This is a genomic window from Fimbriimonadaceae bacterium (genome assembly GCA_023957775.1).
Taxonomy (GTDB): Bacteria; Armatimonadota; Fimbriimonadia; order Fimbriimonadales; family Fimbriimonadaceae; genus JAMLGR01.
The window spans coordinates 1-22,655 of the sequence record JAMLGR010000022.1 but is presented as its reverse complement, the minus strand read 5'-3'; the positions used below and the strand labels follow the sequence as shown (position 1 = coordinate 22,655).

15 protein-coding genes and 1 pseudogene are annotated in these 22,655 nt (G+C 66.9%); 7 read left to right on the top strand and 9 right to left on the bottom strand.

Annotated features, from left to right (window positions below; translation table 11 throughout):
- Window positions 1–112 precede the first annotated feature (112 nt).
- Window positions 113–811, top strand: coding sequence for a hypothetical protein (locus M9921_15365; protein MCO5298226.1), 699 nt, complete (start codon window positions 113–115; stop codon window positions 809–811).
- 17 nt (window positions 812–828) lie between these two features.
- On the opposite strand, the gene M9921_15360 is transcribed toward M9921_15365, so the two are convergent.
- Window positions 829–1,677 (bottom strand): carbon-nitrogen hydrolase family protein, encoded by an 849-nt coding sequence (locus tag M9921_15360; GenBank protein MCO5298225.1) that lies wholly within the window; start codon window positions 1,675–1,677, stop codon window positions 829–831.
- Window positions 1,674–2,117, bottom strand: coding sequence for an acetyl-CoA carboxylase (locus M9921_15355; protein MCO5298224.1), 444 nt, complete (start codon window positions 2,115–2,117; stop codon window positions 1,674–1,676). Before M9921_15355 ends, M9921_15360 begins: the two co-directional genes overlap by 4 nt.
- Before the next feature lie 49 nt (window positions 2,118–2,166).
- On the opposite strand from M9921_15355, the gene M9921_15350 reads away from it, so the two are divergent.
- Window positions 2,167–3,564, top strand: a complete 1,398-nt coding sequence (locus M9921_15350) for an aspartate ammonia-lyase (GenBank protein ID MCO5298223.1) — start codon at window positions 2,167–2,169, stop codon at window positions 3,562–3,564.
- Window positions 3,565–3,668: 104 nt separating this feature from the next.
- Window positions 3,669–4,622, top strand: coding sequence for a prepilin-type N-terminal cleavage/methylation domain-containing protein (locus tag M9921_15345; protein ID MCO5298222.1), 954 nt, complete (start codon window positions 3,669–3,671; stop codon window positions 4,620–4,622).
- Between the two features lie 48 nt (window positions 4,623–4,670).
- Here M9921_15345 and M9921_15340 read toward each other — a convergent pair whose 3' ends face one another.
- Entirely contained in the window at window positions 4,671–6,164 is a 1,494-nt protein-coding gene (locus tag M9921_15340; protein ID MCO5298221.1) for an ATP-grasp domain-containing protein, read from the bottom strand.
- On the bottom strand, window positions 6,161–6,916 hold the full coding sequence (locus tag M9921_15335) for an enoyl-CoA hydratase-related protein (protein ID MCO5298220.1): 756 nt from the start codon (window positions 6,914–6,916) through the stop codon (window positions 6,161–6,163). Before M9921_15335 ends, M9921_15340 begins: the two co-directional genes overlap by 4 nt.
- 38 nt (window positions 6,917–6,954) lie before the next feature.
- Between M9921_15335 and M9921_15330 the strand changes: the two genes are divergently transcribed.
- The gene (locus M9921_15330) at window positions 6,955–7,422 is read left to right on the top strand and encodes a hypothetical protein (GenBank protein ID MCO5298219.1); all 468 of its coding nucleotides are present in this window, start codon (window positions 6,955–6,957) and stop codon (window positions 7,420–7,422) included.
- Complete coding sequence (locus M9921_15325) at window positions 7,419–7,898, top strand: YcxB family protein (GenBank protein MCO5298218.1); 480 nt, start codon at window positions 7,419–7,421, stop codon at window positions 7,896–7,898. Before M9921_15330 ends, M9921_15325 begins: the two co-directional genes overlap by 4 nt.
- Before the next feature lie 939 nt (window positions 7,899–8,837).
- Here the strand turns inward: M9921_15325 and surE are convergent.
- On the bottom strand, window positions 8,838–9,593 hold the full coding sequence (gene surE / locus M9921_15320; protein ID MCO5298217.1) for a 5'/3'-nucleotidase SurE: 756 nt from the start codon (window positions 9,591–9,593) through the stop codon (window positions 8,838–8,840).
- Between the two features lie 62 nt (window positions 9,594–9,655).
- Here surE and M9921_15315 point away from each other — a divergent pair, with 62 nt between their 5' ends.
- Together M9921_15315 and M9921_15310 are read left to right on the top strand one after the other, a co-directional pair.
- The gene (locus tag M9921_15315) at window positions 9,656–10,417 is read left to right on the top strand and encodes a VanZ family protein (GenBank protein ID MCO5298216.1); all 762 of its coding nucleotides are present in this window, start codon (window positions 9,656–9,658) and stop codon (window positions 10,415–10,417) included.
- A gap of 284 nt (window positions 10,418–10,701) precedes the next feature.
- Entirely contained in the window at window positions 10,702–12,915 is a 2,214-nt protein-coding gene (locus tag M9921_15310) for a hypothetical protein (GenBank protein MCO5298215.1), read from the top strand.
- Between the two features lie 134 nt (window positions 12,916–13,049).
- Here the strand turns inward: M9921_15310 and carB are convergent.
- The 4 genes and pseudogenes from carB to M9921_15290 form a co-directional block, all read right to left on the bottom strand.
- Window positions 13,050–16,565: pseudogene (gene carB, locus M9921_15305) on the bottom strand (carbamoyl-phosphate synthase large subunit).
- Window positions 16,566–16,643: 78 nt separating this feature from the next.
- A complete protein-coding gene (locus M9921_15300) occupies window positions 16,644–18,605 on the bottom strand; it encodes a glycoside hydrolase family 97 protein (protein ID MCO5298214.1) in 1,962 nt (653 codons plus the stop codon).
- Window positions 18,606–18,668: 63 nt separating this feature from the next.
- Entirely contained in the window at window positions 18,669–19,772 is a 1,104-nt protein-coding gene (gene carA, locus M9921_15295) for a glutamine-hydrolyzing carbamoyl-phosphate synthase small subunit (protein ID MCO5298213.1), read from the bottom strand.
- A 68-nt stretch (window positions 19,773–19,840) separates the two neighbouring features.
- Entirely contained in the window at window positions 19,841–22,555 is a 2,715-nt protein-coding gene (locus M9921_15290; protein MCO5298212.1) for a hypothetical protein, read from the bottom strand.
- Window positions 22,556–22,655 lie beyond the last annotated feature (100 nt).

Sequence of the window (22,655 nt, the reverse complement as noted above, 5' to 3'; positions counted from 1 at the left end):
ATCGCCTATCGTTTGTCGTCCGGAACTCTCCCCGACAAACGACAAACGACAAACGATAGACGATAGACGACTCCCGGTAACCCCCGCGCCCTTCCGCCCGTACCAACGGTGTATGAAAACTCGATTTGTTTTGTTGGCGGCCGCCTTGATGGTCGGCGCGTGGGCGGCCCAAGACGGGCTGAAGTTCGGTCGTACGTACAAGGTCGGGGAATCCGACGCCTACTCGATGGCGATCGCGATCGAGTCGGATATGGGGCCGTTCGACATCTCGATGAAGATGTCGCAGACCGTGAAGAAGGTGTACGAGAACGGCGATGCCGACCTCGAGACGGCCGTCACGGACATGACCGTCAACGCGATGGGCAACACGATGAATCCGCCCGCCCCTCCGGCGACCCTCCAGCGCGTGAACAACCGCGGCGTTCCTATCGGCGGCTCGACCGGCGCGCCCGGCGGGGGCATGCGCGGCGGCATGGGCATGATGCTCAATTTCGGGCGGTTCGGCGGCGTGATGACCGACAAGGAGATGAAGGTCGGCGTGCCCGTCGCGATCGACGATCCCCAGGGCAAGACCAAGGGCACGGTCACGCTCCAGAGCGTCGCCGACGGCGTGGCGGTGCTGGTGACCAAGCTCGAAATCACGCAAGGCGAGGCGTCGCAGCCGATGAAGGTGGACGCCAAGATCTGGCTCGATACCGCCACTTCGAAGCTGAACAAGATGGAGGGCGTGGTCAGCGGATCGCTCCCCGGCCAGCAGCAGGTCCCGGTTCAGCAGGTCAAGGTGAGGATGGAAAGAGTCGTGGATCGTTGATAGACGATAAACGAGACTCACCGCACCAGCGGTGAGTAAAGCTCTGGGCGGCGGGACTCGAAGACGGTCCACTCATACTGGCCGGGGATCGTGGCGACCCGCTTCTGGCGGGAGAGGTCCAGGTCGAGATCGGCGACGAGCACCTCTTCCCCGCCTCCGGCCATGGCCAGCACGTTCCCCAGCGGGTCGATGATGCTGCTCATGCCGATGAACGTCGTGCCGTTCTCCGGCGCGAAGCGGTTGCAGGAGACGAAGGCGACGCGGTTCTCGACGGCGCGCGCGACGCTGAGCACCTGAGCCGAGATCTGCGCGCCGTCGGGCCAGTTCGTCGGAAGGACCACCAGGTCCGCGCCTTCGAGCGCCAGCACGCGCATCGGCTCCGGCGGCCTGAGGTCGAAGCAGATCAGGATCCCGATCTTCCCAAGCGCCGTGTCGAACACCGGCAGCGAATCGCCGGCCACGACGTGCTTGTCCAGCCCCAGCTCGGGAAGGTGCGTCTTGACGTACACCCGGGCGCGGCCGTCCGGCTCGATCAGCGCGGCGGCGTTGAACACCCCGCGCGCGTCCCGGGCGGCGAATCCAAAAACGACGTGCATCCGGAGGGCGGCGGCTTCGCGCCGGATCGTCTCGAAGGCCTCGGGACCGCGAACCAGGACGTCACCCTCGATCTGCACGGGAAACGCGATGCGGCGCGCCTCCTCCGCGGAGTCCACGCAGTAGCCGGTGAGGAACGCCTCGGGAAAAACGGCGAGCTGCACCCCCTGGGTCGCCAGCTCGCGCAGGCGGCCGACGGCGTAGGCCGCGTTGGCGTCCGGATCGTTGTAGACGACCGCCGCCTGAACCGACGCGACGCGGACGGTGTTCACTCGAGGATCATCAGCGGCTCGCCGGGCTGCACGAGTTGACCGCTCTCCACGAGCACCTTCCGAACCGTACCGCTCAAGGGGGCGGTGATCTCGTTGAACACCTTCATCGCTTCGATCAGCCCCACGACCTGCCCGGCGCTGACCGTGTCCCCTTCGCGCACGAACGGCGGCGTGTTCGGGCTCGGCGTGGCGTAAAAGATGCCGTTCATCGGGCTGTTCACCGGCGTCCCCGTCGGGGCCTGGGGCTCGGGCGCGGCCACGGGCGCATGGGGCTCGAAGTCCAGCAGCAGCGGCTGACCCAGATCGCCGGTCGGCGCGTCGCTGCGTCGCCCGCGCCGCAACGCGATCTTCCAATCCTCGCCTTGGAGCGTGGCTTCGGCGAGGTGGAATTCGCGCATGAGCTGCGCGAGTTCGTCGATCCGATCTTTGAACTCCTGCACCCCCCTATTATGGGGGATTCCGCCAAGAGCCGACCGGTAAACTCGGAGCATGGAATTTCGCGTGGAAAAGGACTCGCTCGGCGAAGTGAGAGTGCCTGCGGACGCCTACTGGGGAAGCCAGGCCGAGCGGTCGCGGCAACTGTTCCAGATCAGCGGCCTCACCGAGCATCCCAAGATGATCGACGCCTTCATTCTGCTGAAGAAGGCGTGCACGCAGGCGAACACCGACCTGGGGCTCCTCGACCGCGAAATCGGCGGCGCGATCGTGAGCGCCGCGGACGAGATCCTCGCCGGGCGTCTGCGCGACCAGTTCCCCGTGGACGTGTTCCACATGGGCGCGGGAACGAGCTTCAACATGAACTGCAACGAGGTGCTGGCCAACCGCGCGGAAGAGCTTCTCGGCGGCTCGAAAGGCACCTACACGCGGGTGAACCCGAACGACCATCCCAACTACGGCCAATCGACCAACGACACGTTCCCCACCGCCATGCGGATCATGTCCCGCCTGATGCTGGAGGACCAGCTGTTGGCCGTGGACGTGCTCGCGGGGGCGCTCGAGGACAAGGGGCGAGAGTTCGACCACGTGCTGAAGTCCGGGCGCACCCACCTACAAGACGCCGTGCCGATCCGGTTGGGACAGGAGTTCGCGGCGTATGCGGCGGCCGTGCGCAAGGCGCGCAAGTGGTTGGAGCACGCCGCCTACGAACTCGAGGAGTTGGGGATCGGCGGATCCGCCGCGGGGACGGGGCTCAACACGCACCCCGACTACCGCGCCAAGGCCGTTGCGAACCTGGTGGAGGCCACGGGCATCGGCTTCCGGCCCGCGGACGACCTTCGGGAAGCCATGCAGAGCAACCTCCCGATGGCGGCCCTGGCGGCTGGGTTGCGTATCCTTTGCCTCGAGTTGACGCGCGTCTCCAACGACCTGCGCCTGCTCTGCTCGGGACCGCTGACCGGACTTGCCGAGATCGTGCTGCCTCCGGTGCAGCCGGGTTCGAGCATCATGCCGGGCAAGGTCAACCCGTCGATGGCCGAGAACCTGAACCTGGTCCTTTACCAAATCCTGGGCCAGTGCCATGCGATCGACTGCAGCGTCCAGGCCGGCCAGCTCGAGCTGAACGTGATGATGCCCGGCATGGCTTTCGCGTCCCAGTTCGCGCTGCAGGTGCTCACCAACACCTTGCACACGTTCACCGAGAACTGCGTGCGCGGCATCTCCGCCAACGAAGAGCAGTGCCGCCACTACGCCGAAACCTCGCCATCCCTGGCGACGGCGCTCAACACGTATGTCGGCTACAAGGCGGCGTCGGACGTCGTGAAGACGGCCCTCGCCGAGAAGAAGACCATTCCCCAGGTGGTGCGGGAAAAGGGGCTCTTGGACGAGGAGACGCTGCAGAAGGCGCTCGACCCTGCGAACTTGACCGAGCCCGGCATTCCCGGAATGTGAGCGTCGTTGGTCGTTTGTCGTTTGTCGTGACCAACGATTTTGCAAAGTTGTCGTACAATGGGCTCCGTAGTTCTAACGGGTGCTCGGCACTCCAAGGGGGATTCATGTTGCGTTCTAAGCGGGCGTTTACGCTCATCGAGTTACTGGTCGTCATCGCGATTATCGCGATCCTTGCGGCGATTCTCTTCCCAGTGTTCGCCCAGGCCAAGGAGAGCGCGCGCAAGGTCGCGTGCATCAGCAACCTGCGCCAGCATGTGCTGTCCACTCTCATGTACGTGTCGGACAACGACTCGGTCTTTCCGATCGGCATTGGAGGGAACCGCACGACCGGCGTGGTCTTCTTCGCCCACGACCTGACGGCCGACTATCGCAAGGACGCCGGGATCCTCCAATGCCCGAGCTATCCCAAGGGCACGAAGGGCCAGGACATTGCGGGCGACTTCGCGCACAACAACTATGCGGGAAGCCTCTTCCAATTCATTCGAACGCGCTGCCCGTCGTGCCGGCCCATGGGCACCTTCCGCTATTCGGCCTACAACTTCAACATCGGGTTGTTCGGCATGGTCCTCAATCCGGCCCCCTCCGGGCTTGTCACCCGCAACTATCCCCCGATGAGCGAGTCCGCGGTCCCGCAGCCGGTGGACACGATCGCGTACACCGACGGGTACATGCCGAGGCGGTTCAACTCGACGGAGACCACGGGCGGGTGGATCGACTACTGGTACAAGTGGGAAGTGTGGCCGCGCCACGGAGGCGAGGGCATGTCCTTCTCGTTCGCCGACGGCCACGTGAAGTTCCACAACTACAAGGGCATGCCGACCGGCGGGCCCGTCCAAGCGAACTGCGCGAACTACACGGCGTACGAGCGCCAGGTCCGTCCGAATTACTACGACTGGACGATCCACGTGCCGGCGGCAACGATGGCCCGGTGTGGGATCGACCGGTATCCGAAGCGGGAAGAGGACTTCGAGTGCGTGGGGCACCCGGGCAGCTACCCGAACTTCGGGGACATGCACGGCGTTCCCGGCACGTGCGTCGCCGACATCCGCGACTTCTAGCGGAAGGGTCGCTATGCGACCTTCCGGGTTTGTGGTTTGTGGTTTGGGCTAGCCGCGCCAGGAATCGCCTAGGTCCCACGCTCCCTTCTGGGGAGTGTGGGACCTTGTCGTTTCCTGTGTTTCTGCGGCTTCCACGAGGGCAGCCAGTTCGGCGGGCACCTCGTCGGAGGGGCGCCACTCGGCGAACTCGCGGGTGAGGAATCCCGTGTCGATTCTGCCCGCGCGGAACTCCGGGTGGTCGAGGATGTCGAGCAGGTACGCGATGTTGGTCCGCACGCCCAATATGTGGAAGTCGAGCAGCGCGGCCCTCAGACGCGCGATGGCGGCATCGCGCGTTTCCGCGTGGGCGATCACCTTGGCGATCAGCGAATCGTAGTAGCGCGTGACCTCGGCGCCGGGCCCGAACCCCGTGTCCACGCGCACCCCGGGTGCCTGCGGTTCGGCCCAGGCGAGGATACGGCCGATCGAGGGCAGGAACGCGTGCGCGGGATCCTCGGCCACGATCCGCGCCTCGATGGCGCAGCCGCCGAGCACGGTTCGATCGCCTTGAAGCAGGGGCTCCGGGAGCACGAGGGTTTCGCCGGACGCGATCCGAAGTTGCCACTGGACGAGGTCCACTCCCGTCACCCACTCCGTCACCGGGTGCTCCACCTGCAGGCGCGCGTTGACCTCCAGGAAGTAGAACTCGCCGGACGCTTCGTCCACCATGAACTCCACGGTGCCGGCTCCGGTGTAACCCGCGGCGAGGGCAAGCTTGCGGGCGGCGTCGCGCATCGGGCCCCACAGCCCGGGGTGGGTGTCAAAGGCGGGTGCCGGAGACTCTTCGACGAGCTTTTGATGCCGCCGCTGGATCGAACACTCGCGCTCGAAGAGGCACGCGACGTTGCCCGCCGCATCGGCCAGGAGCTGCACCTCCACGTGGCGGGGTCGCTCGATGAGCTTCTCGACCATCATCGACCCATCGCCGAACGCCTTGAGCGCCTCTTCGGAGGCCAGTTCAAACTCGCGGTCGAACTGCGAGGGGTCGAGCAGCGCGCGCATTCCGCGGCCCCCGCCCCCCGCCGAGGCCTTGAGCATGACGGGGTAGCCGATGTCGGCCGCGGCGGCCTTCAGCCGTCCCGCGTCGGCGCCCGCTTCGAAGAACCCGGGCGTGATCGGAACGCCGGCTTCGACGGCGAGCGCCTTGGCGTCGATCTTCGACCCCAGCTTGCGCATGGCGGCCGGAGAGGGTCCGACGAACACGAGCCCCGCGTCGCTGCACGCCTGGGAGAAGCTCGCCCGCTCGCTGAGGAACCCGTATCCGGGATGGATGCCGTCCGCGTTTGTTTCGCGGGCGGCTCTGAGTAAGCGCTCGGCATCGAGATAGCTCGCGGTGGGCTCGGAGGGGCCGATCGGGAAGCACTCGTCCGCGAGGCGTGCGTGAAGGGCCTCCGCGTCGGCTTCGCTGGCGACAGCCACGGTGCGGATTCCCAACTCGCGGGCGGCGCGCACGATGCGAACGGCGATCTCGCCGCGGTTCGCGATCAGCAGTTTTCGGATCACGGGCCCACCGCGAACGACGCTTTGCGCTTCTCCAGAAACGCCGCGACCCCCTCCGTGCCCTCCGCCCCCGCGCGAGCCCGCGCGAGGCGGCGCGCGCACTCCTCGATGGAGAGGGGCGCCTCCAGCGCGAGGCGCTTGGCTTGGGCGACGGCTTCGGGGCCCGCGTTCAGCACCGCTTCGATCTTCGATTGGAGGATGGCTTCGAGGTGCTCGCGGGGCGCGACGGCGTGCACGAGTCCGATCTGCACGGCGTGGTGCGCGTCGAAGACCTCGCCTGTGGCGAACAGCGCGCGCGCGTGCCCCACGCCGATCTTGGGGACCACGAACGCCGAGATGGTCGCCGGGATCAATCCCAACCGCACCTCGCTGAACGAAAAGCGGGTCCCTTCCGCGGCGAGGGCGATGTCGGCGGCCGCCACCAGGCCGCATCCGCCGCCGAACGCCGCGCCGTGCGCCCGCACGATCGTCACTGCTCGGCAGTGGGCGATGCGCTCGAACAACCGGGCCAGGAGGAGCGCGTCCTCGTAGTTCTGCTCCTCGGTGTAGGCGGCCGCTTTGCGCATCCAGTGCAGATCCCCGCCCGCGCAGAAGGACTTGCCTTCCCCGGCCAGCACGACCACCCTTGTCTGCGGCGCCAGGGAGGCGAACGTGTCGTCCAGAGCGGCGATAAGTTCGTCGTTGAACGCGTTGCGCACGTCCGGCCGATCGAGGGTGACGCGAACGACCGGGCCTTCGGACTCGACGCGAAGCATGCGTGAAGTATGGCATGCGGGATCGGCCACAATCGGACGTGGCGGAGCCTCTGCGAACGCGTCCTTACCGCATCTCGCGCGCGTCCCTGGCGTACCTGGCCGCCGAGGAGTACGTGCGGCGGTTCTGGTGGATCGTCGGCATCGTCCCCGCGTTCGGGGTCGGGACGTTGTTGCTGCTCGACCACCCCATGGCGAAGGTGTTCGGGATGACCGCCGTGCTCTGGCCGATCTCCATTCCCGCCCGAGGGGTGATCGCGGCCATCCGCCAGGGGAAGCGCTTCGACCACGAGGTGTTCCTCGAGGCCGGCCCCGATCTGTTGCGCTTCCACCGCGCCGACGGCGGCGGATGGAAGCTGCGCACGGGGGCGGTCCGGCGCGTGGCCCGCTTCCAGGGGTTTCTGGTGTTGCGGCTGTCCGGTCTGGGTTTCGTTCCCGTGCCCCTGAACGCGTTCGAAAGCGAAGCGGACCGGCTTCAATTCGACGAGTGGTTGGAGGCGGCGCGGTGACCTTCGAATCGAAGCCGTTCGCGTTCACCACCAAGGAGTTCGCGACCCTTCAGGCCAACTGGCAGATGTACCGAACGCGCTGGATGGGGCTCGCGCTGGTGATCCTCGGCTCGGCGCTCCTGATCTTCGGAAGGAGCTTTGAGTTGCAGGCCTTGGGCGTGTTCGGCATCGTGTACCTGCCTTTGTTCGTGCTGCTGTCGAGCCGCGGCGGGGTGAAGGGCCGAACGGGCCGCCTGGTGACCCTCACGCGCACGGTCCGATTCGACGGCGAGACCCTGGAGACGCACGTCGAGGACGGGTCCTACGGGCGGGTGGCCCTCTCCCAACTGCTCAAGGCGCGCCGCTTCCACGAGTACCTGCTCCTGTTCGTCTCGCCCATGGGGTTCATTCCCCTGCCGGACCGCGCGTTCCAGAGCGAAGAGGACCGCCTGGGCTTCGAAGAGGCATTGCGGGAAGCCAAACTGCTCCCCAAATAGGCGCGAGCCCCCATGGGAGTGCGCGAGCGTGCCAGTCTGGGAGTGCGCGAGCTTGCCAGTCTGGGAGTGCGCGAGCTTGCTCGTCGCCTTGGCTCCGCCGGGCTCGCCCGGCGCCTAGGAACTCGCGGCAAGCCGCTCGGGTTCAGGGCGGCGCGCGAGCGCGCGCACTCCCACGTTATGCACGATGGCGGCCAGTCTGGGAGTGCGCGAGCTTGCTCGTCGCCGTGCATCCGCCGGGCTCGCCCGGCGCTTCGGAACTCGCGGCAAGCCGCTCGGGTTCAGGGCGGCGCGCGAGCGCGCGCACTCCCACGTGACGGTGGCGGCCAGTCTGGGAGTGCGCGAGCTTGCTCGTCGCCGTGCATCCGCCGGGCTCGCCCGGCGCCTAGGAACTCGCGGCAAGCCGCTCGGGTTCAGGGCGGCGCGCAAGCGCGCGCACTCCCACGTTATGCACGATGGCGGCCAGTCTGGGAGTGCGCGAGCTTGCTCGTCGCCTTGGCTCCGCCGGGCTCGCCCGGCGCCTCCGGGAGACTCGCGGCAAGCCGCTCGGGTTCAGGGCGGCGCGCAAGCGCCTGCCCCGCTCCCCACGTTATGCACGATGGCGGCCAGTCTGGGAGTGCGCGAGCTTGCTCGTCGCCTTGGCTCCGCCGGGCTCGCCCGGCGCCTCGGAACTCGCGGCAAGCCGCTCGGGTTCAGGGCGGCGCGCAAGCGCGCGCACTCCCACGTTATGCACGATGGCGGCCAGTCTGGGAGTGCGCGAGCTTGCTCGTCGCCTTGGCTCCGCCGGGCTCGCCCGGCGCTTCGGAACTCGCGGCAAGCCGCTCGGGTTCAGGGCGGCGCGCAAGCGCGCGCACTCCCACGTTATGCGCGGCACCCTTCGGGCAACCAGTGCCTTCACTCCGTGCGCCTCTACCCCTCTGCGCGAAACCCGCGCCCACCCCTTCAGAAGTGGCGCCGCAGCGTCTCGACGTGCGCGTGGTCGGTCCAATCGAGCGTGACGGGGGTGATCGAGACGAAGCCGTCGCTCACCGCGTTGACGTCGGTGCCCGGCTGGTCGCGGTCCATCACGACGACGCCTCCCTGCCAGTAGTAGGGGCGGCCCCACGGGTCCTCGCGCACTTCCACCCGGTCCTGGTACACGCGCTGTCCCATGCCCACGACCTTGTGCCCCCGCAGCTCGGGGAAGTCGACGGCGGGGATGTTCACGTTGAGGAACGTCAGCTCCTTGGCGGGCGCGCCCACGAGGAGGTCCCAGTTCTCCGCGACCCAGCGTCGGCCCGTCTCGTAATGGCAGGGCGCGTCGCTGACGAAGACCGCCATGCTGATCGCGAGGGAGCGGATGCCGTTGATCGTCCCCTCCATCGCTCCGGCGACCGTGCCGGAGTAGGTGACGTCGAAGCCGAGGTTGGGGCCGTTGTTGATGCCGCTGAGCACCAGGTCGCACCCGTCAGGCCATGCGACGGTCAGACCGACGTTGACGCAATCCACTGGCAGACCATTGACCTCGTAGGCCTCGAACCCCTCGACGGTGGATGGCCGGACGCGGAGGGGATCGCGGAGCGTCATCGCGTGCCCGCAGGCGCTCCGCTCGTAGTCGGGGGCGACCAGCTTGATTTCGCCGTGCCGCCGCGCGGCTTCCGCGAGGGCGAGAATGCCTGGCGCGCGCAGGCCGTCGTCATTGGTGATCAGGATACGCATGGTGTTTTGGGATGCGCGCATGTTACTTGGTCGCGACGCGGGACGGCGGACCATAATGCTTCGTGCGACGCTGGCTCCGCCCCCTCATCCTATTCGCGGCGACGCTCGGCTCGTTCGGAGCGGTGCTGGTCGTGCAACTCGGCCTGTCCGGCGTGAGCACCCAGATCTGGATTCTCCCGGCCTACGCGGTGGTCGTGGCGGTCGCACTGGGTCTGGCGCCCAAGATCCGGGAATCGCCCGCGCGCCTTCCGCTCTTGGCGGCCCACCTGTGCGCTCTCTTCCTCGCCTTCATCTACTCGAACGACATGTCGCGGGTCTCGGACACGACCGCCAAGGTCCTGCATCTGGGATTGGGCGTCTTGTGGATGTGTCTCGGAGTCGGACTCCTCCTGGTGGCGTTCCACGTGCTCCGGAAGGGCGGATCTCCGCTGGCCTGGGCCTTGGTCGTGTGCGCCGTGGGATGTCTGGTCGCTTTCTTCAGCGGAGAGCGCGGCGGCAACGGTTCGTGGATCGACGAGGTGATGCGCGTGCTGGGATGGGACCGCGCCACGGCGGAAAACGCGGTGTTCTGGCTGCGCAAGTCGCTGCACTTCACCTTCTACGGGACGGTCGCTTGGCTCGCGTGGCGCGCCGCGCGCGTCGGGGGCGCGACGGTCGCGGCTGCGCTGGGAGCGGGAATCCTGGTCGCGCTCGCTTCCGCCCTGGTGGACGAGGTGCGGCAACTCACCGCCACGGGCCGTACGGGCAGCGGATGGGATGTGGTGCTGGACTGTGCCGGGGCCGCAACGTTCCTCGCACTAGGGGCCTGGCGCGCGAGACGTTGAGTCTGGTTGTTGGTCCTTCGTCCTTCGTCCTTCGTTCTGGGAGTGCGCGAGCTTGCTCGTCGCCTTGCCCCGAGCGGCTTGCCGCGAGTCCGCCGCGGATTCGACACGCCACGCCGCACGCCCGTCAAGCGGGCGTGGCACCCCTATTGGTTGTTGGTCCTTCGTCCTTCGTCCTTCGTCCTTCGTTCTGGGAGTGCGCGAGCTTGCTCGTCGCCTTGCCCCCGCCGAACTTGTTCGGCACATGAGCGCATCCTCTCGATCCAATCCGCGTAATATTGGTTGGAATGAAGTCTTTCGTGCTCGTTGCGGTCTTTTTGGCCGCCTCGCTTGTCGGTGCCCAGGACGTCGCCCAGAAAGTGACGTTCAGCCACGTCGCGGCGCCGACGCGCGTCCTGTTGCCTCTTCTCTCGGCGCAGACCGGCGTTCCCCTCGTGGTGGCGGGTGCGGCGGCGGATGAGATCGTGGTGATCCGGGTCAAGGACGCGGTGCTCAACGACGTGCTCAAGCGCATCGCCGAGGTGACCTCTTGCGATTGGAAGGCGGAGGGTGACGGGTTCCGGCTCGTGACCGCGAACGCCGCCCGGAGCATCGAAGAGCGGACGGAGCGGGAGCAGCGGATCGCAAACCTTCGCAAGCAGATCGCGGAGCGTGTCAAAGCGCTCCAAAAGAAGGACAAGGGGGATGCCGAGGAGGAGCAGGGTTTTTCGATGCCCTTCTTCAGTTCGGGCGACTCCGCGGCCAAGGCGATCACCCAACTCCTGGCCGGCATCGACGTCAGTCGGCTCGCGACCCTTCAGCGGGGCGAGCGCGTCGTCTACTCGACCGCGCCCACCCGCATGCAACTGCCGCTCGGACGCAACACCTCCGCGATTCTCGGAGAGTACGTCGCCGCCCACAACGCGGAAGCGTCCCAGATCCGCGAGTCGATGGGCCAGGAGGCGATGACCGATGAGCAGCGCAAGGCCATGGAGTTCGCGGAGAAGATGATGGGATCGCGCCAGAAACCCGTCACGGATGCACCCGTCAAAGCCCTGCTCGTGGGCTCGCGGCAGTCGTTGTTCGACACCCTCACCGTGGAGCTGCGGCTGTTCAACGCCCAAGGCAAGGTCATCCTCTCCGGTTCCGATTCGCTGATGACGAACACAGCGATGTTCGAGCAGATGGCCATGGCCATTCCCGGCGCTCAGGGGAGCGAGGAGAAGGAGAAGGAGAAGCCGGATCCCGATCCCCGACCGATCGAGTTCAGCAAGACCACGAAGGAGCTGGCGGGTCTCTTCGGCCAATTGGGCATGGGAGGCGGGACGTTCAGCATGAAGATGAGTCCCGAACTGCGGGCGCTGCTGCTGCGGCCGGACGAGCACGATCCCCTGTCGTTCGTTCCCTCCGAAACGCTGCTGGCCATCGCGGAGATGAAGGACCTGCAACTGGTAGCGGCGCTGCCGGACAGCCTCGGCGAGTTCACGCGGCTGTTTGTGGCCAACTCCAAGCCGACGGTGGGCCGGGCGCTCGAAGAGTTCTTGAAGGGCGACGAGACCCAAGGTGGCATCGCGGACGGTTGGCTAGTCCTGCGGCCGGCAAGGCCCGCTGAGAACCGAACGATCCGCGTGCCCCGCGCCGCGCTCGCGAAGTTGATCGGTGTCAGCGAGACCAAAGGGGTGCCCTCCCTCGACGACCTGGCATCGTATGCGCTCGCCGCCGAACCTCCGATGGAGACGCCGGGCGCGATGCTGCACCTCATGCTCTTCGCGCCGAACAGCGTGGGGAGCGGAATGGCGGGTCCCCAAGATTGGGACATGCTGCGCTTCTACTCGACGCTGACACCGGGCCAACGGGATCTCTTGGCGCGCGGCGAAGCCATTCCCCTGCCCAATCTCTCGATTCAGCAACGGAACTTCGTGGCGGCCATGGCGTTTGGCAGCGACGCCAAGTTGCGAATCGGCCCGAAGAAGCCCGACAGCGGCGACTTCATGGAGATGGTCGCGGCGTTCATGCCCGGCCAGACCCAAGATTTTCGCGAGGAGCCCACCGAGGTGATGCCGACGGGACTGCCGGCGGCGGGCCGCGTGACCATGCAGCTCACCAACGCCCCCATCGTCGTGCTCGCGAACTCCCCGGAAACACCGGGCGGCGGCGTGATGGAATCCGCGCTCCTGCGCGGCGCGCTCGGCGTCGACGAGTTGGCACTGTTCGAGATGTTCCGACAGGATCCCAATTTCGGAGCCGTGGCCTCGATGATGCCCCAGTTGGACAAAGTGCGGGTCGGGCAGCGCAAGAAGCTCGACTTCAGCTTCGCCCTCGGCCCCAGCGTGTTCATGGACCGGCTGTTGCAGGACGACGCCCACGATCCCAAGGCCACCCCGATCGCCATCGAGAACCTCCCGGCGGACTTCAAGACCCTGATCGCCAAGCGCGTGGAGCAGTTCAAGAAGGGCATGCTCCCGTTCCTGGGCATTGGCGAAGTGGGCAGGCAAGTCCCACCCCCACCGCCAGTTCCGTAGCAGAGGGGGTGCCACGAAAACTCAGCGGGAGCGAGCACGCCCGTCCAGCGGGCGTGGCACCCGGGACGCCGCCTCATTCCCGGCTTTGAGCGTGAGCACGCCCGTCCAGCGGGCGCGGCACCCGGGACGCCGCCTCATTCCCGGCTTTGGAGGTACTCGTCGAGCCGGAGACACGAGGCTTGCTTCGGCTCGGCGAAGACGCCGAGCGCGCTTGCCAGCGCCGCGGCGGTGTCGATGTTCGTCACGCACGCGACGCCGGTCTCGATGCACGCGCGTCGAATACGCGCCGCCTCGAGCTCGGCCACCTTGTCGGGGCTGGGCGTGTTGACCATCAGGCTGACCTCACCCCGCAGGATCGTGTCGAGCAGGTTGGGCGATCCTTCGGAAATCTTGTTCAGCGACTCGCACTCCACCCCGGCCTCGCGCAGGCAGCGCGCCGTTCCACCGGTCGCGTTCAACTGGAACCCCGACGCGGCCATCTTTCGCCCGATCTCCACGGCGGCCTGCTTGTCGGAGTCCTGCACCGTGAGCAGCACGCGACCCCTTCCCTTGAACACGATGCCGCTCGCGACCATCGCCTTGTAGAGAGCCGACTCGTACGTGAAGTCCACGCCGAGGACCTCGCCGGTGGACTTCATCTCCGGTCCCAGGCTGGGTTCAACCCGACCCAACTTCTGGAAGGAAAACACCGGCGCCTTGACGGCATAGAACCGAGGCGTGGGGAGTTCGGGCGAGCCCTTTTCGAAGAGCGCTTCGGGATAGACGCGGCCCGGGACCTTCGGGGGAACGGCGGCCCCGCCTGCCTCCATGGAAACCCCCGGCACACCGGCAACGGTGTCGGTGCCGGGCCACCAGAGGCCGCTGCCGTAGCCCATCTCCTCGAGCGTCGCACCCATCATGCAGCGCGTGGCAAGATCGACCATCGGAATGCCCGTCACCTTGCTGAGGTACGGCACGGTGCGCGATCCTCGGGGGTTCACCTCGAGCACGTACGCCGTGGGCTTGCCGTCGGCATCGTCGGCGATCACGAACTGGATGTTCATGAGCCCCTTCACGCCGAGTTCCCGGGCGAGTCGGCAGGCGCTGCGCACCATCTGCCCCTGCACGTCCGGCGTGAGCCCCACCGGGGGATAGACCGCCATCGAGTCGCCGCTGTGGACCCCGGCGCGCTCCACGTGCTCCATGATGCCGGGCACCAGGGTCGCGACGCCGTCGGAGATCACGTCCACCTCGGCCTCGGTGCCCAGCACGTACTTGTCCACGAGCACCGGCTGGCCCGGGTTCGCCTCGTCCGCCTCCCAGTAGAACCCGCGCAGGTGCGCCTCGTCGAACACGATCTCCATCGCGCGGCCGCCAAGCACGAAGCTCGGACGCACGAGCACGGGGTACCCGATCTCCTGAGCGACCACGACGGCCTCTTCCAGCGAGCGCACGGCCCGGCCCGGAGGCTTGGGAATCCCCAACCGCGTGAGAAGGTGCTCGAACTGGTCCCGATCCTCCGCGGCGGAGATCGCCTCGGTCGGCGTCCCGAGGACCTGGACCCCGTTCGCGGTGAGCCCCTCGGCAAGGTTGATCGCCGTCTGCCCGCCGAACTGCACCACGACGCCCACGGGTTTCTCGTGCGCGACGACGTCGAGGACGTCCTCGAGCGTGACCGGCTCGAAGTAGAGACCATCCCCCGTGTCGAAGTCCGTGGAGACCGTCTCGGGGTTGTTGTTCACGATCACCGCGCGGTGCCCCATGCGCTCGAGCGCCCACACGCAGTGCACGCACGAGTAGTCGAACTCGATCCCCTGCCCGATGCGGATGGGTCCGGAACCCAGGACCAGGACGGTGCTCATCGGAGCCCCTCACCCCCTGCCCCCTCTCCCCCGGAAGGGCAAGGGGAATCCTCCCCCACAAACCACAAACCACAAACCACAAACCCTTCAAACCACATCGTCTTCCTCCTCGAAGGTGCCGTAGTAGTAAGGGGTCTTCGACTCGAACTCGCCCGCGCACGTGTCGACCATCTTGAACACCGGTTGCACCTTCAGGCGATCGACCTCCTTCCTCACAAACTCGCCGAACGCGTCTTGGGTCGCGGCCCCGAGCAGGGAGAGAATCGTGGGCGAGGAGAAACCCAGGAGAAACGCGTCGTAGACCAGGTTCGAAACCTCGATTCCCTGGCGGCCCCGCGCGCTGCGCGTCGTGCCGGCGCGGACCATGCGCATCTCCAGCGCCACCAGATTCCAGATCTTCTCGAGGAACCAGTTGTCGACCCGGCTCAGGCGATGGACCTCGGCAATGCCCCATCCGCGCCGCAGCCCTTCCGCAAGCGCCCACAGGCGTTCGTCCGTGGGCTTCTGGATCGCCGCGCGCAGGGCTTCGTCGGTCATCGGCTCGGCCTCGGGCCCTCCCTGGAACCGAACGTGCCGGAGGTCCTTCGAACGCACTTCGAGGCCGCGGATCGCCTTCAGCAGGGCCGACTCGAACGTGCGATCGATCGCCATCACTTCGCCGGTCGCCTTCATCTGGGTGAACAGCGAACGATCGCCCGTGGTGAACTTGTCGAAAGGCCATCGCGGAATCTTCACGACGCAGTAGTCGAGCGCGGGCTCGAAGCACGCCTGGGTCGTCCCCGTGACCTGGTTGGCGATCTCGTCGAGCGTTTTGCCCGAGGCGATCTTCGCCGCGACCCGGGCGATGGGATAGCCCGTGGCCTTGCTCGCCAGGGCCGAGGAGCGCGACACGCGCGGGTTCACTTCGATGATGTAGTAGTCGAAAGAGTCGGGGTTCACCGCGAGCTGCACGTTGCAGCCGCCTTCGATGCCGAGCGCGGAGATGATCTTCAGGCTCGCGGTGCGCAACATGTGGTACTCGATGTCGCTCAGGGTCTGGCTGGGAGCGACGACGATGGAGTCGCCGGTGTGGACGCCCATCGGGTCGAGGTTCTCCATGTTGCAGACGGTGATCACGTTGCCCGCGCCGTCGCGCATCACCTCGTACTCGACCTCTTTCCACCCCAAGAGCGAGCGCTCCACCATCAATTGGCTCCGCATCGAGAGCTGCAGGCCCTTCAAGCCGATCTCCCAAAGCTCCTCGGGAGTGTTGGCGATGCCGCCGCCCGTGCCGCCCAAGGTGAACGCCGGGCGGACGATGCGCGGGTAGGGGAATTCGATCTCGCGTCCGTCGCCGTCGGGGACCATCACCGGCAGGATCGCTTCGAGCTGCTCGGGCGTCTCGACGATGAAGCTCTCCGGCACCGGCTCCCGGATCTCCCGCATCAGCGCGCGGAACAGCTCTCGATCCTCCGCCTTCTTGATCGCGGTGAGCGGCGTGCCCAGGACTTTGACGTTGAACTTGTCGAGCGTTCCCCGGTCCGACAGTTGTGTGGCGAGGTTGAGGCCGGTCTGGCCGCCCAAGGTTGGAAGGAGGGCGTCGGGACGCTCGCGCTCGATCACGCGTTCGCAGAACTCGGGGGTCAGGGGCTCGATGTAGAGCGCGTCGGAGATTTCCCAGTCCGTCATGATCGTCGCGGGGTTGCTGTTGATCAGGACGACTTCGTGGCCCTCTTCCCGCAACGCGCGACACGCCTGGGTGCCTGCGTAATCGAACTCGGCGGCTTGTCCGATGACGATGGGGCCGCTGCCGATCACGAGGACCTTCATTCCAAGGAGAGATTGTGACAGATGCGGGCGCGGGCGCGCATGCTTCGGCTGGTCGTTGGTCGTTTGTCGTCGGTCGTCCTACGGCGAAATCTTCGCCACGAAGCCGCCGTCGGGTGCGAGATGCACCTTCAGCCGCCCGCTTCCCTGCACGGTTCGGGACTCGCGCACGAGGGTGTTGGGGTCGTTGGGGGTGTCGGGTCCGTCTCGCCACGAATCGAGGTGGAACGAGCCCGGACCAAGAAACCCCAGGTCGAGATCGAGGTCGTGCGGGCCGTTGGCGCCGATCGCTCCCAGGTACCAGGCGCGGCCCTTGCGGCGGGCCATGACCAGCACGTCGCCGATATCCGCGGCCAGCACGCGGGTTTCATCCCAGGTGGTCGGCACGTCCTTCACGAACTCGAAGCCAGGCTGGCCCAGGTAGGCCGCGGCGTAGTCCGCAACCATCGGCGTCGGGTTGTCGATGCACACATAGAGCGCGAGGTTGAAGCAACGCGTTCCCAAGACGTTCGGCCCCACGTTGTGCGGTTGGAACTGATCCCGGCGGACCGAGCGGAACCCTCCGAGGTGGTAGTCCATCGGACCCGCGACCAGTCGGGTGAACGCCACCCGCAGCGTGTGCTCGGGCGGACACGTGTCGCCCCACTTCATGTATTCGAGGTTGCGGGAACCCTCGTGGTTCATCAGATTCGGGAACGTGCGCTGCCAGCCTGTGGGCTTGTACATGCCGTGGAAATGAATGAGGATGTGGTGCTTGGCGGCCGCTTTGAGGATCGATTCGGCGTACTCGACGGTCTCCTGGTCGTCCCGATCGAAGAAATCGACCATCATCCCGCTCCAGCCCATTTTCTCGAACGCGGCGAAGGCCTCCTCCACCCGGCCCCTCAGGGCGCCCTGGTGCACCCAGGTCCACAGGCGAACCCCCCGCGATTTCGCGTAGGCCAGCACGGCGGGCAGGTCCAAATCGGCGCGCACCTGCGTCACGTCGGTTCCGGGTCCCGGGAAAAGCCCTGGGCGGACTTGCCGGTACCACGGCTGGTCCCGTTCGTCGGCGACCACGTCGTGGTAGAGGATGCCGTTGTCCGCGCAGAAGTCGATCGTCTTCTTCTGCATCTCCAGCCCGAGGATCGGCGGGGTTGGGTGCGCGTCGTACAGGTAGCCGTTCCACCACGACCAGGTCATCTTTCCCGGCTGGATCCAAGACGTGTCGCCAATCTCCGATGGGTCGTTCAGGCAGTAGAGGGTCTGGGATTCGAGCAGGGCCCGCGCGGAGGCGCCCGCGAGCGCCACCCTCCAGGGCGAGGCCATCGGGAGTGCGCGCACGACCTTGTCGCCATCGGGACGGGGCGAAAGCTCGCTCGCGAGTTCGCAGGGGGCGCGCCCGGGTCTGCGCATCAGCGACATGCCCGCGTAGTGCCTCAGGGCCGCCTCGGTGATGGAGAGGCACGTCCCGTCGCTCCACTGCAGGGTCAGCGGGGTGTCGAGCAGCGTGTCCGCCTGAATCGCGTCCGACGCGACGGCCGCGATCGGATGCTCGTGGGACGTGGTGAAGTTCTCCAGGTACTGGACGTACGCGGTCGGCCGATCGAGGACCCCAAAAGTGGAGCGCTCATCGGCCACGGTCACCGAGGACCACTCGCGTTGCTCGGGTATCTCGTAGCGAAACGCCACGGCGTCGTCGAAGCACCGAAACACGACGTCGACCCGCATCCCGCCCGCGCCCGCCAACTGGAGCCGAAGCTCTTCGAAGTGATTGCGCGCTTCGGAGGCCTTCCCAAAGAGCACGGGAATCCGCTCGTCGACCGTCCTTCGCCGCTGATCCAACACGCGCGCACCGGCGAAGAGGTCGCCGAAGCCTTTGACAGTCAGGCTCAATCGGCAGGGCCCGAGGCGTTCCTTCCCTCCGACGGCGAGCGACCACGTGGCTTGTTCCGGCAAGTTCACGCGGACCTTGAGGTTGCCGTTCGGGGAGACCAGTTCGGTGCCCGGGAAGGTGCCAGCGGCCAGCAAGGCGGGGAGAATCAACGCCCACTCGATGCCCATGGATCGATGTTACTGTCTCCCACCGATTCCCGATTCCCGATTCCCGGCTCCCGATTCCCGCCCCTACCCGCGCGCCATCTCTTCCACGAAGTGGTGGAAGTAGGGTCGGCTGTCCCAGGGTCCGGGTGCCGCTTCGGGGTGGTACTGGATGCTGCTCGCGCGCAGCTCGGGCACCTCGATGCCTTCGACGGTCCCGTCGTTGAGGTTAAGCTGCGTGACCTGGGCGCCCGTTCCCTCGAGCGAGTCCGGGTCGACGGCGTACCCGTGGTTTTGCGATGTGATCGTCACCGTTCCGGTGCGCAGGTCTTTCACGGGGTGGTTGGAACCTCGGTGCCCGAATTTGAGCTTGAACGTCTTGCCTCCGATCGCGTGGCACAGCATCTGGTTCCCCAGGCAGATTCCAAAGATCGGCTTCTTCCCCAAGAGCTGGCGCACGGTCTCGATGACGGGCTCGAGGCGGCTGGGGTCGCCCGGCCCCGGCGAGAGCAGGATGCCGTCGGGATTCCATGCGAGAACCTCATCGGCGGGGGTCGTCGCAGGCAGCACGATCGAACGACATCCCGCCGCGGCGAACCGGCGGAGAATGTTGAATTTGAGGCCGCAATCGAGGACCACCAGCCGGTGCTTGAACGATGTGCTCGGGTCTTCGATCGACTCGCGGCCGGCATAGCCCCACGCGTAAGGGATGCGCGTGGTGACGCTCGACACGAAATCCGATTCGTCGTACGGACGGGCGGCGCGGAGTTTGGCGAGGGCTTCGTCCGGAGACCCGCTCGTGATCACGCCCATGGTGACGCCGCCGCTGCGGATGCGCTTGGTGATCGCGCGCGTGTCCACCCCTTGGATGCCGACCACGCCCCGCTCGTCGAGGAGCTGGTGGAGCGATTTGGCGGAACGCCAGTTGGACGGCGTCTCGCAGGCCTCCCGCACGATGATCCCGGCCGGCTGGAGTCTGTCGGACTCGAAATCGTCGGCGTTGATGCCGTAGTTGCCGATCAAGGGATAGGTGAAAAGGACGATTTGCCCGGCGTAGCTCGGGTCCGTCAGGATCTCCTGATAGCCCGTCATGCCGGTATTGAAGACGACTTCGCCGGTCGTCTGGCCGACGGCGCCGAGTGGCTTTCCCTCGATCACCGTCCCGTCGCTCAGGATGAGTGTGCGTGTCAACGTTTGCCGGCGCTGAGGATACCATTTGGGAGGGGAACCGGGAATCGGGAATCGGGAATCGGCTCTGGTCAGGAGCCTTTGATTCTTTTGGCGACAGCGCGCACGGCTTCGCTGGGATCGGATCGAAGTTCGACGAGTTTGGGGTGGAAAGCGCCGGGGCAGCGGCCGTCCACGGCGAGCAGCGCCTGGACGCGCACACCGGGTCGCGGATCCGAGAGCGCCGCGCCGGCGGCTTGCATCGCTTCGGGGGAACCGACGGCCGCGAGCAGCTCGACACCGGTCCGCGCCGACTTCTCGTTGGGATCCTCGATCAGCGTCTTTGCGATCGTCAGCGCCTGCTGGGGGAACTTGGCGACGAGGCCCACAGCGGCCTTCCGGATCGGCAGATCGGAAGACGTGAGGAGAAACTGCCCCGTCCCGAGCGCCTGGACATCGCCGATCTGAGCCATGGAAACGACGGCCGCAAGCGCCAGAAAGCGATCCTTCGAGGCGGCGAGCGGCATCAGTTCCGGCAACGCTTCCTTCGCTCCCAAGGCTCCAGCGGCGCGAGCGGCCAACCGGGCCAACGCCGGTCGATTCAAGGCCTGGCCCAGGTACTGCCCCGCTTCGGTGGCGTGCGCGTCGATCGCGACGGACAGAGCCACCCGGGCCACGTCGTCGTCCGCATCGGCGACGTAGGGGGCAAGCATCGACCGACCCGTGCCGCCGAGCGCGCCGACGACGTGGACGAACGCGCGGATGTGCAGCCGTGTCGCGGCCTTCAGCTTGTTCCGCAACATCCACTCCAGCGCGGGCTGCCCCATGGCGACGAGGCGATCGAGATTGTCGGCCACCTCCTCCTGCGCCGTACCCACGCCCCACTGGGTGGCCTTCTCGTAGATGGCCTCCAGCTCGTTGGGCGACGCCAGAGGCGCAGAGCCCGGCGTCGGCGAGGGGCGGGTGGGCACCGGAGTCTGCCCGCCACCCGACACGGCCACGCCCTCCTCGTCGAGCGCGACCTCCCACGTCTCGCCGACCCGCGCGGCCCCGTCCTCCAACCCCTCGGCGTATCGGTCCGATCCCGTCGCGTCGACGAACACGCCCAACGAGCCAGAACCCCGAGCCCCGTTGCCCGCCGCCGGCGGGCCGAAGTAACGGTCGTCGCCCTGCATGTCCAGATACACACCCAAGCCGTTGGCGTTGCCCGTGCCGGGTCGGCTGTCCCGGCCCGCCACCACGTCGTTGCCCGCGCGGTCGAGGAGCATCGCCACGCCGTAGTCGTGGCCGATCGCGTGCGCCGCACCGACCTTCACCGCGTACGCGTCGTCCCCGGCGAGGTCGAACAGGAACGCCCCGCACGCGTGCATCGCGCTGGCCTGGGCATAGTGGTACGCACTGTATGTGTCGTGGCCACCCGAATCGTACAGGGATCCAATGGCAAACCAGTAGCTTGCCGCTTGGCAATAGGTCTCCCCGAGGTAGGCGTCGTCGCCTCCGTGATCGGTCAGCAGACCCACGCCGCCTCCCAATCCGCCCGTGTCCTCACGGTATCCCGAGCCGTAGCCCTGAGCGTTCGAATAGTACACGTCTGCAAACAGGGGAGCATTCAGAATAAGGCCACCGGCCCTATACATATCGCTTCCCGCACGGTCGACGAGCCACCCGACTCCCGCGGTTCGGGCCGCCCCTTCCCCGCCGAGCGCGACCGAGTAGACGTCGTTGCCCTTGATATCGAGGCAGATGCCCTCGCCAAGTTGCCCATAACCAAGCGCCAGGGTCGAGGCGGAGTACGTGTCGCTGCCCGCCTCGTCCACCAACGCGCCGACGCCGGCGAGGCCCGCGCCGAACGCCAGAGACTTGCCGCGGTACCCGTCGTTGCCTCCCAGATCGTAGGCGAGCCCGATGCCGAGAAGCCCGGCCCCCACGCTCAGATCCGGCACGTCGTACACGTCGTCTCCCGACAGATCGAGCAGCACCGACGCGTATCCGGGGCCCGCGCCGTGGCGCCCCGTGTACCGATCGTTGCCGCCCAGATCGATCGTGAGCATCGCGTCTCGATCCGTGTGGACCGTGGCGTCCACTCCGCCGAGCACGACTTTGAGCCCATAGGCCGTGAACCGGACGACGCCCGTGAAAGGCGGCTCGTCGCGCACGACGGCGCGCAGCGCCTGGGCGGCGTCCTCGACGCTCTTCGCGAGCATCACGGCCGCGCGGCGCATCAGCGGAAGGTCGATGCGCCCCACCAACTCCAGAATCTTGGCCTGGTCGGGTCGGGGATTCGGTGAAAAGTCGAACTTGACGCTCGGCTCCTCGGTCGCCCATGCCGGCAGGTTCTCGATCAGGTACCTCTGCTCGGCGGCGTCCAGTTTCTCCAACGCCGTGCGCACGTCCGCGTTGGCCTGCGCGACGTTGAGCGCCAGTCGTTCGATCGGCGCTCGCAACGACGCGGGAAGCCCGGGATCGTTCATGGGAGTCGGCTGGATCGTCAGCGGGCGCACGTCGGGCACATCGCCCAAGATGCGGCGCCGGGCAAGGTCCAGCAACGTGGACAGCTCCCCCTTGCCGGAGTCCGCGTGAAGTGCCATCAAAGCATCGGCCGCCTGCAGGGGGTGATCCAGGGCAAGATCCACAAGCTCCGGCCGCATGGGAGGGCTGAAGATGCGCTTCTCGAAATCCAGGTCGGACAACCCCATGTTCCCCAGGTAGAGGACGTGCTCGAGAGCCGTTCTTTCGGGCTTGGACAGTTGCGCGCCCGCCATGGCGGCGAGGAAGGCCATCAGCGTCAGGGTCCAGAGGCGTGCCATACGCCCAGTGTACGGGGTTGCGGGGCTAGCGTACATCGTCAGCATTCGATGGTAGACGCGAGCGCCTTGTGGGAGTGCGCGAGCTTGCTCGTCGCCTTGC

Excerpts from the sequence above, each read along its gene's own strand:
- M9921_15290 (MCO5298212.1), bottom strand. The coding sequence starts at position 22,555 with ATGGCACGCCTCTGGACCCTGACGCTGATGGCCTTCCTCGCCGCCATG.
- surE (MCO5298217.1), bottom strand. The coding sequence starts at position 9,593 with ATGCGTATCCTGATCACCAATGACGACGGCCTGCGCGCGCCAGGCATT.
- M9921_15300 (MCO5298214.1), bottom strand. The coding sequence starts at position 18,605 with ATGGGCATCGAGTGGGCGTTGATTCTCCCCGCCTTGCTGGCCGCTGGC.
- M9921_15335 (MCO5298220.1), bottom strand. The coding sequence starts at position 6,916 with ATGCTTCGCGTCGAGTCCGAAGGCCCGGTCGTTCGCGTCACCCTCGAT.
- M9921_15365 (MCO5298226.1), top strand. The coding sequence starts at position 113 with ATGAAAACTCGATTTGTTTTGTTGGCGGCCGCCTTGATGGTCGGCGCG.
- M9921_15345 (MCO5298222.1), top strand. The coding sequence starts at position 3,669 with ATGTTGCGTTCTAAGCGGGCGTTTACGCTCATCGAGTTACTGGTCGTC.
- M9921_15350 (MCO5298223.1), top strand. The coding sequence starts at position 2,167 with ATGGAATTTCGCGTGGAAAAGGACTCGCTCGGCGAAGTGAGAGTGCCT.
- M9921_15310 (MCO5298215.1), top strand. The coding sequence starts at position 10,702 with ATGAAGTCTTTCGTGCTCGTTGCGGTCTTTTTGGCCGCCTCGCTTGTC.